General features: G+C 68.3%; 13 protein-coding genes. 4 read left to right on the top strand and 9 right to left on the bottom strand.

The window, feature by feature from the left end; all coding sequences use genetic code 11:
• Window positions 1-24 precede the first annotated feature (24 nt).
• Together A8G15_RS08035 and A8G15_RS08040 are read left to right on the top strand one after the other, a co-directional pair.
• Complete coding sequence (locus tag A8G15_RS08035; RefSeq protein WP_068157569.1) at window positions 25-447, top strand: Zn-ribbon domain-containing OB-fold protein; 423 nt, start codon at window positions 25-27, stop codon at window positions 445-447.
• Between the two features lie 2 nt (window positions 448-449).
• Window positions 450-1637, top strand: a complete 1188-nt coding sequence (locus A8G15_RS08040) for a thiolase C-terminal domain-containing protein (protein WP_068157573.1) — start codon at window positions 450-452, stop codon at window positions 1635-1637.
• An 80-nt stretch (window positions 1638-1717) separates the two neighbouring features.
• On the opposite strand, the gene A8G15_RS08045 is transcribed toward A8G15_RS08040, so the two are convergent.
• From A8G15_RS08045 to A8G15_RS08065, 5 genes are read right to left on the bottom strand one after another with little or no spacing between them, the layout of a single operon-like run.
• Entirely contained in the window at window positions 1718-3010 is a 1293-nt protein-coding gene (locus tag A8G15_RS08045; protein WP_068157576.1) for an acyl-CoA dehydrogenase family protein, read from the bottom strand.
• Between the two features lie 42 nt (window positions 3011-3052).
• On the bottom strand, window positions 3053-3817 hold the full coding sequence (locus A8G15_RS08050; RefSeq protein WP_068157580.1) for an SDR family NAD(P)-dependent oxidoreductase: 765 nt from the start codon (window positions 3815-3817) through the stop codon (window positions 3053-3055).
• Entirely contained in the window at window positions 3786-4931 is a 1146-nt protein-coding gene (locus A8G15_RS08055) for an NADP-dependent oxidoreductase (protein ID WP_245687752.1), read from the bottom strand. Before A8G15_RS08055 ends, A8G15_RS08050 begins: the two co-directional genes overlap by 32 nt.
• A gap of 48 nt (window positions 4932-4979) precedes the next feature.
• Window positions 4980-6158: a thiolase family protein gene (locus A8G15_RS08060; protein WP_068157583.1), complete on the bottom strand. Its 1179-nt coding sequence runs from the start codon at window positions 6156-6158 to the stop codon at window positions 4980-4982.
• Window positions 6159-6196: 38 nt separating this feature from the next.
• The gene (locus A8G15_RS08065) at window positions 6197-7690 is read right to left on the bottom strand and encodes a class I adenylate-forming enzyme family protein (protein ID WP_068157587.1); all 1494 of its coding nucleotides are present in this window, start codon (window positions 7688-7690) and stop codon (window positions 6197-6199) included.
• Between the two features lie 252 nt (window positions 7691-7942).
• Between A8G15_RS08065 and A8G15_RS08070 the strand changes: the two genes are divergently transcribed.
• Both A8G15_RS08070 and A8G15_RS08075 read left to right on the top strand, forming a co-directional pair.
• Window positions 7943-8989, top strand: coding sequence for a phosphotransferase family protein (locus A8G15_RS08070; protein ID WP_068157589.1), 1047 nt, complete (start codon window positions 7943-7945; stop codon window positions 8987-8989).
• 26 nt (window positions 8990-9015) lie between these two features.
• On the top strand, window positions 9016-9930 hold the full coding sequence (locus tag A8G15_RS08075) for an enoyl-CoA hydratase (RefSeq protein ID WP_068157592.1): 915 nt from the start codon (window positions 9016-9018) through the stop codon (window positions 9928-9930).
• A 61-nt stretch (window positions 9931-9991) separates the two neighbouring features.
• Here the strand turns inward: A8G15_RS08075 and dctP are convergent, their stop codons facing one another.
• The 4 genes from dctP to A8G15_RS31055 all read right to left on the bottom strand — a co-directional run.
• On the bottom strand, window positions 9992-11260 hold the full coding sequence (dctP, locus tag A8G15_RS08080) for a TRAP transporter substrate-binding protein DctP (RefSeq protein WP_068157595.1): 1269 nt from the start codon (window positions 11258-11260) through the stop codon (window positions 9992-9994).
• A gap of 50 nt (window positions 11261-11310) precedes the next feature.
• Window positions 11311-12327 (bottom strand): LLM class flavin-dependent oxidoreductase, encoded by a 1017-nt coding sequence (locus tag A8G15_RS08085; RefSeq protein WP_068157598.1) that lies wholly within the window; start codon window positions 12325-12327, stop codon window positions 11311-11313.
• Entirely contained in the window at window positions 12324-12791 is a 468-nt protein-coding gene (locus A8G15_RS08090; RefSeq protein ID WP_082899738.1) for a Zn-ribbon domain-containing OB-fold protein, read from the bottom strand. Before A8G15_RS08090 ends, A8G15_RS08085 begins: the two co-directional genes overlap by 4 nt.
• 4 nt (window positions 12792-12795) lie before the next feature.
• Window positions 12796-13919: thiolase family protein (locus A8G15_RS31055; RefSeq protein ID WP_068157601.1), on the bottom strand; the 1124-nt coding region annotated here is incomplete at its 5' end.

The following is a 13919-nucleotide window of genomic DNA, read 5'->3' on the forward strand; positions in this document are numbered from 1 at the left end:
CGGGACACCGATCGAGGAGCCCACATGAGCCAGACTCCGCTCAAACCACTCCCCCTCCCGGACGACATCACATCCGGGTACTGGGAGGCGGCGCGCGCAGGGCAGCTGGCAGTGCAGTACTGCCCCGGTTGCGCACGCCACGTGCACCTGCCGGTGGACACCTGCCCCTGCTGCGACACCACCGACCTGCAATGGCGCACGGTCTCCGGCCGCGGCACGCTGTACTCGTACACGGTGGTCCACGACGCTCCGGCACCGGGCTTCGCCGACTCCCTGCCGTACATCGTCGGCGTCGTCGAACTCGCGGAACAGGCCGGACTGCTCGTCACCACGAACGTGGTGGACGCCGACCCCGGCGACCTCCGCATCGGCCTCGATCTGGAAGTGACGTTCGACGAACTCGCCCCCGGCACCGTCGTGCCGCAGTTCCGCCCGAGGAAGGCCTGACCATGTGGGACTACCGTGACAAGGTCGCGATCGCCGGAATCGGCTACACCGAACTGATCCGCCGGAATCCGCGCACACTCGCCTCGCTCACCGTCGAAGCGACCGACGCCGCACTGGCGGACGCCGGACTGTCGCGCGCGGACGTCGACGGTCTCGCGACGACCCCGACGATGCCGGTCTACGGTGGCGCCAAAGGTAACCAGGACGGCATCGACGTCGTCACCCCCGCCTATCTGGCCGGAGCCCTGAAGATCCGGGACCGGATCACCTGGCTCGGCAACACCACCCCGATGGTCACCCACGCCGCCATCGACGCCGTCAACGCCCTCGTCGCCGGCGCGTGCACCCACGTCGTGCTCTATCGCGCGCTGCACATGCCGCAAGGGCGCTATTCGAATTTCACCGCCGCCCACGCTACGGGCAAGGACCAGTTCTTCGCGCCCTACGGCTTCTCCATTCCCGCGGCGTGGGCCGGGACGGTCGCGCGTCGCTACCTCGAAACGTCCGGGGCGAAGCGGGAATCGTTCGCGAACTTCGTCGTCGACAATCGCGAGCGTGCGCACCTCAATCCGAACGCCTACTTCCGCGGGAAGACCTTGACCCGGGACGAGTACCTGACCTCGCGGATGATCGCCGATCCCATCACCATGCTCGACTGCGACCTTCCGGTCGACGGTGCCGTGGCGATCGTCCTCACCCGCACCGACCGTGCACGCGATCTGCGCAACCCGCCGGCGCTGATCTCGGGGTACGCCACCAGCAATCACGTGGGGGCCACCGGCGTCCCGATGACCCTCGAAGACATCCGTGCCGGTGCCGGCGCCACCGGCGAACGCCTCTGGGCGGCAGCGGGAATCGGCCGGACCGACATCGACATCGCGCAGCTCTACGACGGTTTCTCGATCTTCGCCTACACCTGGCTCGAAGGTCTCGGCTTCTGCGGACCCGGCGAGGCAGCGGCGTTCATCGACGACGGCAACGCCCGCCCCACAGGCTCCCTGCCGCTCAACACCGGGGGCGGTTGCCTCGCCGAGGGCCGCCTCCACGGCATGACCCAGTTGACCGAGGCCGCGTACCAGGTCACCGGCCGGGCGGGTGAGCGTCAGATCTCCGGTGCGCGGCGGTCGGTGGTCACCGTCTCCAACGGCCTGGCCGGATCGACCGCGTTCGTCGTCTCCGCCGACCACTGACAACAGGCAGCCGCGGGACGGCCGAAATACGCGGGCCCCGGAGCTTTCCGCTCCGGGGCCCGTGTCGCGCGTCGGGCGACTCAGTTCTCGAGTCCGGCGAGCTGCGCAGCGAACTTCTTGCGCGCCAGTTCCTCGAGCGCCGGACCGTGGTAGCTCGGGAACAGTCCGTCGTGCGGCTCGGCGTCACGCAGGAGCTGACGTGCCAGGCTCACCTTGTGAATCTCGGTGGCACCGTCGGCCAGTCCCATGTGGTAGCTCTCGAACAGCCACTTGCCCAGCGGCAGTTCCTTGGACACACCGAGCGAACCGTGTAGTTGCACCGCCCGCGAGGTGACGTCGAGCAGCACCTTGGGCATGGCGGCCTTCACCGCGGCGATGTCCCTGATGACCTTGCGGTAGTCCTTGTACCGGTCGATGCGCCAGGCCGTGCGCAGCACGAGCAGACGGAACTGCTCGATCTGCAGCCACGAATCGGCGATCATCTCCTGCACCAGCTGCTGGTCACCCAGCCGCTTGCCGCGGGTGGTCCGCGACGACGCCCGCTCGAGCATCATGTCCAGCGAGGCGCGCACGAGCCCGACCGTCCGCATCGCGTGGTGGATGCGGCCGCCGCCGAGACGGGTCTGGGCGACCTCGAAGCCCTGCCCGACTTCACCGAGGATGTGGTCCTTGGGGATACGCACGTCCGTCCAGCGGGTGTAGGCGTGCGTGCCGACCTCGTAGTCGTGGCCCCAGACACCGGTGTTCCGGACGATCTCCACGCCGGGGGTATCGGCCGGGACGATGAACTGGGATAGCCGGCGGTGCGGCTCGGCGTCCGGGTCCGTCACCGCCATGATGATGTAGAACGACGCGAAGCGCGCGTTGCTTCCGAACCATTTCTCGCCGTTGATGACCCATTCGTCGCCGTCGAGGACCGCGGTGGTCTCGAATTCGACCGGGTTCGAACCGCCTTGCGGCTCGGTCATCGCGTAGCACGAGACGATCTCGTTCTCGATGAGCGGCTTCAGGTACCGCTCCTTGAGTTCGGGGGTGCCGTAGTGCGCGAGGATTTCGGTGTTGCCCGAGTCCGGTGCCTGTGCGCCGAAGACGATGGGACCCGAGTGGGTGCGTCCGACGATCTCGTTGAGCAGCGCGAGCTTGAGCTGACCGAAACCCTGTCCGCCCAGTTCGGGACCGAGGTGGGTGGCCCAGAGCCCCTGTTCGCGCACCTTGTCCTGGAGCGGCGGGATCAGCTTCTGCCGCAGCGGATCCTGCAGATCCCACGCGTGGGTGATCACCTGGTCCACGGGCTCGACCTCGGTGGTCACGAATTCCTCGGCCCAGTCGAGCACCTTCTGGTACTCGGGGTCGGTTTCGAATCCCCAGCTCATCTGCGGTTACCTTTCTCGAAAAGTCGTGCAGGTCGTGACTGTTCAGCGCATCGCCGTGCGGCCGCCGTCGACCGGGATGATCGCGCCGGTGGTGAAGGTCGAGCCCGGCCCGGCCAGGTACAGGGCCGCCCCGACGATCTCGTCGGGATTGCCGGCGCGTTCGAGCGGCAGCGCGTGGAAGCGTTCCGCGACGACGTCCATGTCCCAGGACTTGCTGATGTCGGTGAGGAACGGTCCGGCCATGATGGCGTTGATTCGCACCGTCGGTCCGTATTCCTGCGCGAAGCCCTTGGTCAGAATGTTCAGTCCCGCCTTGGCGGCCGCATAGGGCAGGTCCACGGTGGTGGGGCGCTCGGAAGCGATCGAGCTGATGTTGATCACGGTGCCTCCGCCTGCCGCGACCATCCTCGGTGCGACGAGGGTCGTCAGCCGGAACGCGCTCTTGAGGTTGACATCGAACACCTTGTCCCACAGTGCTTCGGAGATGTTCCCGAGCGAGTCGTACAGCGGTGACATACCCGCATTGTTCACGAGGATGTCGATCCTGCCGAACTCCGCGTAGGTCCGCTCGACGAGTCCGTCCAGTGCATCCCAGTCACCGACGTGGCAGGCCACAGGCAGTGCCCGGCGCCCGGTCGTCTCGACGACCTCGGCGGCGAGTTTCTCGCAACTGTCGATCTTGCGGCTGACGATGACGGTGTCGGCACCCGCCCGTGCGAACGCCAGCACCATCTCGCGCCCCAGACCGCGGCTGCCGCCGGTGACGAGCGCGACCTTACCTTCCAGCGGAAGCGCCTGATCGGTCATCTTGTACCTCCTTCTCGGGCGAGATGCTCCCGCCGTGTTCACGTGCGCTGCCGTCGGCCACGAGGGGAACAACGGCCTTCCCCGTCGCGGTACCGCCGAGCATGCCGAGGAACGCGTCCCAGGCCCCCGCGACACCACCGGCGAATTCCGTATGGACGGGCCGGATCGCGCCCATCCGGATCCACGTCGCCATCTGCGACTCGAAGTCGTCGCGGGCGTCGAGATGGTCGCGGAGGAGGAATCCTTCCATCCGCGCGCGACGCCAGATCAGTTTGATCAGGTTGCTCGGCCCCGGCTGCGGAGCCTCCGCGTTGTAGATGCTGATCATCCCGCACAGCGCGATCCGCGCATGGTCGTTGATCACCCGGATGGCGGCCTCGAGGTGGTCGCCTCCGACGTTGTCGAAGTACACGTCCAGGCCGCTCGCGCCGACCTGGGCGAGCGCGTCCCGGAGCAGGTCCGTCACACGCCCGTCGTGGTAGTCGAACGCCACATCTGCGCCCAGTTCCCGTGCCAGAGCGACTTTTTCGGCGGATCCGGCACTCGCGATCACGGTTGCCCCGCGCAGTTTCGCGATCTGGACGACGGTGGATCCGACCGCGCCGGCAGCCGAGGAGACGAATACGACATCGCCCGTCTCGATACGGGCGATCCGCTCCGCACCGATCCACGCCGTCATCCCGGGGATGCCCAGCAATCCGAGATGCGCGACCGGCGGCAGGTCGTCGTGAGCGACGATCCGGCACTCCGATGCGGGGACCAGGGCGTGCTCGCGCCAGCCGCGCTCGTGCAGCACGAGCGCGCCGACCGGCACGGTGTCGTCGGCCGACGCGGTGACCCGGCCGACCGTGGGAGCGAGCATCGGCTCACCGATCGGATACGGCTCCGCGTACGTCGCCTCGCCGCCCATCCGGCCGCGCATGTACGGCTCGACCGACATGACCAGGTTCTCGACCCGCACGTGACCTGTGCCGGGGGCACCGACCACGACGTCGACGAGCTCGACGTCGGTGGTCTTCGGGCGGCCCTTGGGCCGTGACCGCAACAGCCACTCGCGACCGGCCACGGCGGTGGCAGTCGTGAGCGGGGCGCAGCCGATGTCGTTCGTCTCCACTGCTCGATTCCTCACTGCCGGTGTCGGATAGTAGTGCAGGGCACTCACTCACATTCGTTCGACGAGAAGCGCATTCGCCATCCCGCCGTGTTCGCACATGGTCTGCAGGCCGTAGCGTCCGCCGGTGCGTTCGAGCCTGCTGACCAATGTGGTGAGCAATCGGACGCCCGACGCGCCGATGGCATGCCCGAGCGCGATCGCACCACCGTCCGGGTTGACCCGTCCCGGGTCGGCGGCGAATTCACGGGACCACGCGAGCGGGACCGACGCGAACGCCTCGTTGACCTCGTACGCGTCGATCTCGTCGATCCGCAGCCCGGTACGGTCGAGGATCTTGTGGGTGGCGGGGATCGGGGCGGTGAGCATCATCAACGGGTCGTCGCCGGCGACGGCGAAGTCCACGAAGCGTGCACGGGGCGCGAGTCCGAGTTCGACGGCCTTGTCCTCGGACATGATCAGCGCGGCCGAAGCCGCATCGGTGAGCGGCGACGAGTTGCCCGGCGTGATCATCCAGTCCAGGCCGGGGAAACGGGCGTCGGCGGCGTCACTGCGGAAGGACGGGCGCAGACCGCCGAGGCTCTCGAGTGTCGTGGACGGACGGACCGTCTCGTCCGTGACGTGCGGTCCGTTCGGGGTGGAAACGGGCACGATCTCCCGATCGAAGTGCCCGGTCGCGGCTGCCGCTGCCGCTCGCCGGTGCGAGTCGTAGGCGTAGGCATCGACATCGTCGCGAGTGAGCTTCCAGTGCTGCGCAACGAGTTCGGCGGCGAGTCCTTGACCGATCCAGCCCTCCGGGTAGCGCGCACCGAGCGCGGTGCCGACCAGGTCCGCACCGATCGGCGCAGTTCCCATCGGAACTCGGCTCATCGATTCGACGCCGCACGCGATCACGATGTCGTACGCGCCGGCCTGCACGCCCTGCGCCGCGAAGTGCACGGCCTGCTGGCTCGAACCGCAGGCGCGGGTGACGGTGGTGGCGGGCACGGATTCGGGCAGGCCGGCCGCGAGCGCGGCGGACCGGGTGATGTTGCCGGCCTGTTCCGAGGCCTGGCTCACGCAGCCGCCGACGACGTCGTCGACGAGCGCCGGGTCGAAGTCGTTGCGCGCCATCAGTCCCCGGAGCACATCGGCGAGCAGGTCGATCGGGTGCACGCCGGACAGTGCACCACCGGCCTTGCCGCGGCCGGATCCGGATCGTACGAGGTCGACGATCACGGCTGTTCGCATGTGGTTCTCCGATCGGAAGACTTCGGGATTGTGGGGTTTCAGGCAGACTCGGGCAGCGTGAGTCTCGAGACCAGGTCGCGACGCACGAGCTTGCCCGTGGGTGTCTTGGGGAGTTCGTCGACGAACACGACGTCGTCGGGAGTTCGCGAGCCGCGCAGGCGCTCGCGGCACCACGCACGCACGGCTTCGGGATCGGCGTGATCGTCGCGGGCGGGCACGATGACGGCGCAGATCCGTTCGCCCCACTCGTCGTCGGGGAGGCCGATCACCGCGACCTCGCGCACGTCGTCGTGGCGGACCAGGACGTCCTCGATCTCGGCGGGTGCGACGTTCTCGCCACCTCGGATGATGGTGTCGTCGGCGCGGCCCCCGATGTAGAGGAATCCGTCCTCGATCCGGGCACGGTCGCGAGTGGGAAACCAGCCGTCGGCGTCGAGGGCGGATCCCTTGCCCATGTATTCGCCGCTGACCTGGGCGCCGCGGACCCACAGCAGGCCGGTCTCGCCGTCGGCGAGCACGGTCACGTCGTCCTCGTCGCGGATCTGGGCCTCCATCCCGGGCACGATCCGGCCGACCGACGACAGGCGCCCGCGCAGTGCCGGATCGGCGAGCGCCTCGCGGTGGTCGTCGGGTCCGAGTACCGCGATGGTGGAGCTGGTCTCGGTCAGTCCGTAGGCGTTGACGAATCCGGTGTCGGGGAACGCCACGAGCGCCTTCTCGAGGACGGGCTGCGGCATCCGGGCACCTCCGTACGCGAGCGACGCGAGGGCCGGGGTGCCGGCGGTGGCACCGTCGAGGTGCTCGACGACGCGGGCGAGCATGGTGGGTACGACCATCGCGCTGGTGACGCCTTCGGTGCGGACGAGCTCGAGCCACGACTGCGGCGTGAAGTCCGGCAGGTACACCATGCGGCGGCCCGCGTAGACGTTGCTCAGCACCGCTCCCATTCCGGCGATGTGGTACGGCGGGGTACTCACGAGCGTGGCGTGTTCCGCGGTGGCCGAACCGAATTCGACGGTGTTGAAGAGATACGACGTGAGGTGGTGATGTCGCAGCAGCACGCCCTTGGGTGCGGAGGTGGTGCCCGAGGTGAACAGCACGACGGCGGTCGCGTCGTCGGGGGTGGGTTCGCACTCGGCCGGTTCTGCCGCGCCTGCGGCTTCGAGGAACTGCTCGCCGGTCAGGACGGTGTCGGCCGCGCCGGTGAGCTTGTCGAGGTAGGCGGGGTCCGCGACGATCAGCGGCCGGTCGAGCTGCGCGACGAGGTCGCGGAGCTGATCGGTCGCGAGGCGGTAGTTCAGCGGTGCGATGGGGATCCCCGCGCGGGCGGCCGAGAAGGTGAGGACGGGCAGGATCGGACCGTTGACACCGACGAAGACCACGTGGCGGGCGCCGTGCTCGCGCAGCACCGTCGCGCCCCGCGCGGTCGTGTCCACGAGCTGCTGATAGGTCGTGCCCGAGTCGCGGCGGCCGATCGCGATCCGATCGGGCTCGACCGAGGCCGCCATGTCCAGAACCATTTCGATACCCATTGCACCACCTGGAGGAGAACGATCGCGTCAGTTCGAGAGCGTGGTCGCGAGGGCGCTCACGCCTGCGCACGATTCGAATCGTCGAGGGGACGAGTCACCGTGCGCTTCCCTCGAACTGTAACAACGATGCGACTCAATGTGAAGCAAATCATGACAATAGTTGCCACCAATGTGTACAGTGCCGTCAGCGAGTGTCGCGGATCACTGCGCCGCGCACCGCCCGGCCGACGAACGTAGACAGAAGGTAGCCCGATGAACGATCGGAACATGGTGGACATCGACGTGCTGACGTCCTGGCTGGACCACAACGACGTGGGCAACGGGCCGGTCACCGATGTGCTCCCCCTGACCGGCGGAACCCAGAACATCCTGGTCCGATTCACCCGCGCCGGGCAGAGCTACGTGTTCCGGCGGCCGCCACTGCACAAGCGCAGCAACAGCGACGAGACGATGCGGCGTGAGGCACACGTCCTGCGCGCCCTCGCCGGCAGCGATGTCCCGCACCCTCGCCTGGTCGCCTCGTGCGAGGACCTCGACGTCATGGGATGCTTCTTCTTCGTCATGGAATCCGTCGACGGATTCACCGCCACCACCGAGATACCCGAGCCGCACGTGTCGTCGCCGCAGCTGCAGCACGCCATGGGGCTGTCGATGGTCGACGCGGTCGCCGCTCTCGGACGTCTCGACCCGGTTCGACTCGGCGCCGACCAGGTTGCCCGCGCCGACGGGTGGATCGAGCGCCAGGTGGGCCGGTGGCGCAGGCAACTCGAGTCGTACCACGACCTCGACGGCTGGTCGGGTCCCGACCTGAACGGCGTGGAGGAAATCGGAGCGTGGCTGGATGCGAACCGGCCTGCCGAATGGTCCAAGGGAATCATCCACGGCGACTACCACTTCGGGAACGTGATGTTCCGGCGCGACACCGCGCAGGTGGCCGCCGTCGTCGACTGGGAACTCGCGACCGTCGGCGACCCACTGCTCGACCTCGGTCACCTGCTGGCGACCTGGCCGAACCCCGACGAGACCCGCACGGTCGGGCTCGCACACCGGATCGACGGCCTGCCCGGCCGCGACGAACTGATCGCACGCTACGGCAGCATCTCGGGCCGCGACATGACCGGATTCGACTGGTACCAGGTCCTCGCGTGCTACCGGCTCGCGATCATCCTCGAGGGAACGCACGCCCGAGCATGCGCCGGCAAGGCGGATTCCGCGCTCGGACAGCGCTTCCACGGTGTCTCCCAATCACTTCTCGATCAGGCGCTCGCGCTCGTCTCGATCTCCACGCAGTCCGTCTGAACCCGCCGCAGAAAGGCTCGACCCGCATGACCGATCCCCGCACCGCCACCGAGTACAAGTACCTGCAGTACGAGACCCACGACGAGGGCACCATCGCCCGCATCGTCCTCGACCGCGTGAAGTACCGCAATGCCCAGAACCGGGGCCTGCTCGTCGAACTCGACGAGGCGTTCGCGCGTGCCGAGGCCGACGACACCGTCCGCGTCGTGATCCTCGCCGGCAACGGACCGGTGTTCTCCTCCGGCCACGACCTCGGCAGCCCCGACTATCTCGCAGAGCGAGGCCCCGGCCCGGACCAGCACTGGTCCTACACGTGCACCGGCGGCACCAAGGACGCGGTCGAATCCCGATTCCACCAGGAGTGGCACTACTTCTACGACAACACCCGCCGTTGGCGGAACCTGCGCAAGATCACCGTCGCCGAGGTCCACGGCAACGTCTTCTCCGCCGCGCTCATGCTCACCTGGGCATGCGATCTGATCGTCGCCGCCGAGGGCACCCAGTTCGCCGATGTCGTCGCCACCCGCCTGGGCATGTGCGGCGTCGAGTACTTCGGCCACCCCTGGGAGTTCGGTCCCCGCAAGGCGAAGGAGCTGCTGCTGACCGGCGACAGCCTCGACGCCGAGGACGCACGCGCACTCGGCATGGTCAGCAAGGTCTTCCCCGCGGACACCCTGACCGAGAACACGCTCGCGTTCGCCCGCCGTATCGCGCAAGTCCCGTCGATGGCGGCCCTGCTGGTCAAGGAATCGGTCAACCAGAGCCAGGACGCCATGGGCTTCTCCTCCGCTCTCGACGCGTGTTTCACCATCCACCAGCTCAACCACGCCCAGTGGACGCACCTGTCCGGCGGCAAGACCGTGGTGGGCACTCCCGAACTGGGCCTGCCCGATTGGAAGACCGCTCCCCCGATCACCCGGGCGGACCCGCACCGGCCCTGATCGCACCCACGGGACGGGCCGGAAAGCCATCGGCTTTCCGGCCCGTTTCGCCGTGTACAGGTCAGGACGGACGATGGTCGAGCAGCACCTCGTCGAACAGGGTGTCGACGAACACGGTCACGTCCAGCTTCTCCGGCGAGTACCACTGCGCGAATCCCGCATAGTCCACCGCGTTCTCGTATCCGAGGCCGGTCACCGTCGACTTCCACTGCTCGGCGGACTGCCGGGAACGTTCGACGAACTCCGCTCCACCCGGGGCATTCTCCTCGAGATCGGCGAGGATGACCTCGTTCTGCGCGCGCAGCGCGTCCCGCGCGTCGTCGGCGAAACCACCTGCGGTGCCGCCACGCTCGGCGATCGTCGCGGATGCGGCGACCGTGCCCTCCCAGATCTTGTTCAGACTGCCCTCGACGAACACGTCGAGCCGGTCCCAGAGCAGCTGCTGCGCGACCAGCGGCAGCGCGTCCCAGGTGCTCGCGCTCATCGCGAGCGCGCCCGAGGTGTTGGCGAAACCGGCGTCGGCGTCGATCACCGCGTTCGGTGCGATGTCCATGATTCCCGCGATCATTCCGGCCGTCAGTGTCGTTGCGGCGCAGGCCGCGACACCGCGCTGCAGGCTCTCGAAGTACTCCGTGTAGCCGATGGACACCGGATTCGCGCCGAGCGCGGACACCTGACCGCCGAGCGTCGCCGATCCGGATGCGATGGACTGGCCCTTCAGATCGTTCAGCGTTGCCCGCTGCTGCGAACAGATCAGCGCGATCGAACCGGAGTTGAACGAGGGCAGCAGCATCTTCAGCCCGTGGTCCTCGAATTCGGCCACGATCTCCGGAGTGTCGAATGCCACGTCGACCGGCCAGGCGTTGGAGGACAGGCTGCCGACGATCACGCTGTTGTCCGACAGCACGCTCGCGGTGTTCAGCGCCGCGGTCGCGGGATATTCCTTCGGCTCGTACGGTGCCATCACCTGCGCGATGTCGAGCCGGCCGTCCTCGATCGCGTTGTCGGCGTCCGTCGGGGCCGCGACTCCGTTGGAGTACACGATGTCGAACGTGACTTTGCCGCCCGACCATTCGGAGACCGCGGCGGCGTAGTTCTCGATGTGCTGGCCACCGGAGGCACCCTTCGCGGCCGGGGACTGGACGTGCAGCACGATCGGTTCCACGTCCTCGAACGCAGCCCGGTAGTCCTCCATGCTCGCGCCGTGGTCGACGCCGGCTCCGCCGGACTGTGCACCGCCCGCGGACTGCGCGCACGAGGCGAGGATCAATGCCGCCGCGGTCGCGGCGGCCACCGCCGCCGCACCCCGTGCCGGTGTCCGTGATGTCATTGCTGTTCCTTCCGGTTGTCGTCCCCGACCGTATTTCGGCGTTCCTCGGTTCAGTTCGCCGTGGGCACCGTCAATCCCCTGCGTCCCAGTTCGGGCAGGACCTTCGCCGCGAACAATTCGAGGCTGCGCCAGCCGACCTCCGGGGCGAGACCACCCATGAGCGGCTGGAACATCAGTTCCGAGTCGTCACCGCGTTCGACTGCAAATTCGACGCACTGCTCCGGAGTGACGACGACGAACTGCGACTGTCGCTTCAGTTCGTCGAGGGTCTCGACGAACGGGTAGCCGGTCGTACCGACGCCGCGCTCCTTCGCCCACTGCGCATTCGCGTTCGTGGTGTACATCAGGTGCGGGGCGAGGACCGGCCAGTCCCGCTCCGGATCGTCGGTGACGTGGAGGAACAGCGGTCCGGCCGACGCCGGGCGCGGGGGAATCGGAAGACCGAGCCGTTCGCGTTCGGCATCGTAGAGCGCATAGAGCCGCTCCTTCTCGGATCCGGCCGGCATGTAGTTGTCGCCCAGGCGCGCCGCGCGCAGTGCCGACGCATCCGCCGATCCGCCGATGTAGATCGGCGGACGGTCCGGTCCCACCGGCGTCGGGCGTACCCGCACTGTCGTGCCCCGGAACTCGAAGGGCTCACCGGTCCACGCTTTGTCGAGGGTGTCGACGATCTCCTCGAGGATCCTGACCCGGCGCTTCATCGGGACGTCGAACATCGCGAATTCGTCTGGCCGGTAACCGATCCCCATCGTCATCTCGACGCGACCGCCACCGCCCACGAGGTCGAGAGTGGCCAGGTCCTCGGCCAGACGCAACGGGTGGTGCAGAACTGCGACGAGCGCCGAGAAGTGCACGTGGATGCGCTCGGTGCGCCCGAGCATCGCGGCGCCGAGAATCATCGGGGACGCGCAGTATCCGTCCTCGGCGCCGTGATGCTCGGCCAGGTAGATCGTGTCGAATCCGGTCGTGTCGGCCCAGCCGGCTTGTTCCACCGCTGCGAGATACAGTTCGGGGGCTGGTGCCCCGACCGCGGGGGCACGCATGTCGTATCGGAGCGAAAATCTCATGCCTGTGTGCTTTCTCGTGTGATCCGCTCCTGCGCGATCGCGAAGGTCGGCAGGGTGTGGGTGGACAGGACGGTCGGCGACAGCACCACCGGCTGCCCGATCACGGGATCGTCGGCGCCGGGGCCGATCAGGTTGGTGACGAGCCGGACACCGGGCGCGTCGTCGATGTCGACCAGCGCGACGACGTACGGCACCGGCGAGCCGGACGGCAGGAACGCGCGGTGGACGCGGCTGAAGGTGTGGATCACACCGGTCCCCGAGACCGGGTGCCACTGCGGCTCGGAGGCGGTGCCGCACGGGCACGCCGGACCCGGATACCAGTGCCAGCGTCCGCAGTCCGGGCAACGCGGGAAGGCGAGTTCACCGCGAGCGGTCGCGTCCCAGAACGGCTGCAGTTCGGCCGGGCCCGTGGGTGGTGCGTAGTCCGGTACCCCGGCGTGCGTTTCGGTGGGTGTGTCGGTCACGGTGTCACCGGTCCTCGGTCAGGATCAGGGTCGAGTGCTCGCCGCCGGCGAGCGCCGCGACCAGGGCGGTGGCCGCACCCTCGACCTGCGCCGCACCCCGGGTGCCGCGCAGTTGCCGGACGGCTTCGATCACGTGGACGATGCCGGGAATGTAGGCGTAGGCGAGGTGCCCACCGTGAGTGTTCACGGGCAACCGGCCGCCGGGACGCGTGTGACCGGCTTCGTGGAATGCGAAGGCCTCCCCCTTGCCACAGAACCCGAGATCCTCGAACTGGATGGCCTGGGAGATCGAGAAACAGTCGTAGATCTCGGCGACGTCGATGTCCGCCGGACCGAGTCCCGCCTCGGCGAAGGCGCGCGGACCCGACACCGCGGAGCCGAACGAGCACAGGTCCTCGTTCTGGCTGAAGAACGACGTCATCGGGGGACCCACCGCGACGGTGGACGACCCGGCGACGACGACCGGCACGCCCGGCAGATCCCGGGCCCGCTCGACCGTGGTGACGACGACTGCGCCGGCACCGTCGGTGATCAGACAGCAGTCGGCCGCGCGCAAGGGCTCGGCGATCATCGGGGATTCGAGATACTGCCGAGCACTCAACGGTGCCGGCCGCTGGGCGCCCGGTGTCAGCGACGCCCACGCCCGGTTGGATACCGCGACCGAGCCCAGGTCGTCGGGATCGACGCCGTAGATGTGGCAATACCGTTGCGCCCACGCCGCGAAGTACACCGGCTGCCCGTACCAGCCGAAGGGCATCTCGTAGCTCGCCTTGACCGGGTCCTGCGCGTGGAATCCGTAGGGTCCACCGGGTTTCGACCCGGCATAGCCGTAGTACACGAGCACGGTCGTCGCCCGTCCCGATTCGACTGCTAAGCGGGCGATCTCGACTGCAGCGAGCGGCCCGGCGCCTGCCGGGATGCCCGGCGCGCCGGTGAACGTGCGCGTGACACCCAGCGCTGCGCAGACGTCGTCGGCACCGGGATGGGCGGCCGCAGCCACAATGCCGTCGACGTCGGCGGGCGCGATTCCCGCGTCGGCGAGGGCGGCCCGGCACGCGTCGGTCACCAGATGCGCGATCGGCCGGTCGAGGGACCGTCCGAAAGCGGACTCGCCGACGCCTGCGATCG

Source organism: Rhodococcus phenolicus, assembly GCF_001646785.1.
Lineage (GTDB): Bacteria > Actinomycetota > Actinomycetes > Mycobacteriales > Mycobacteriaceae > Rhodococcus > Rhodococcus phenolicus.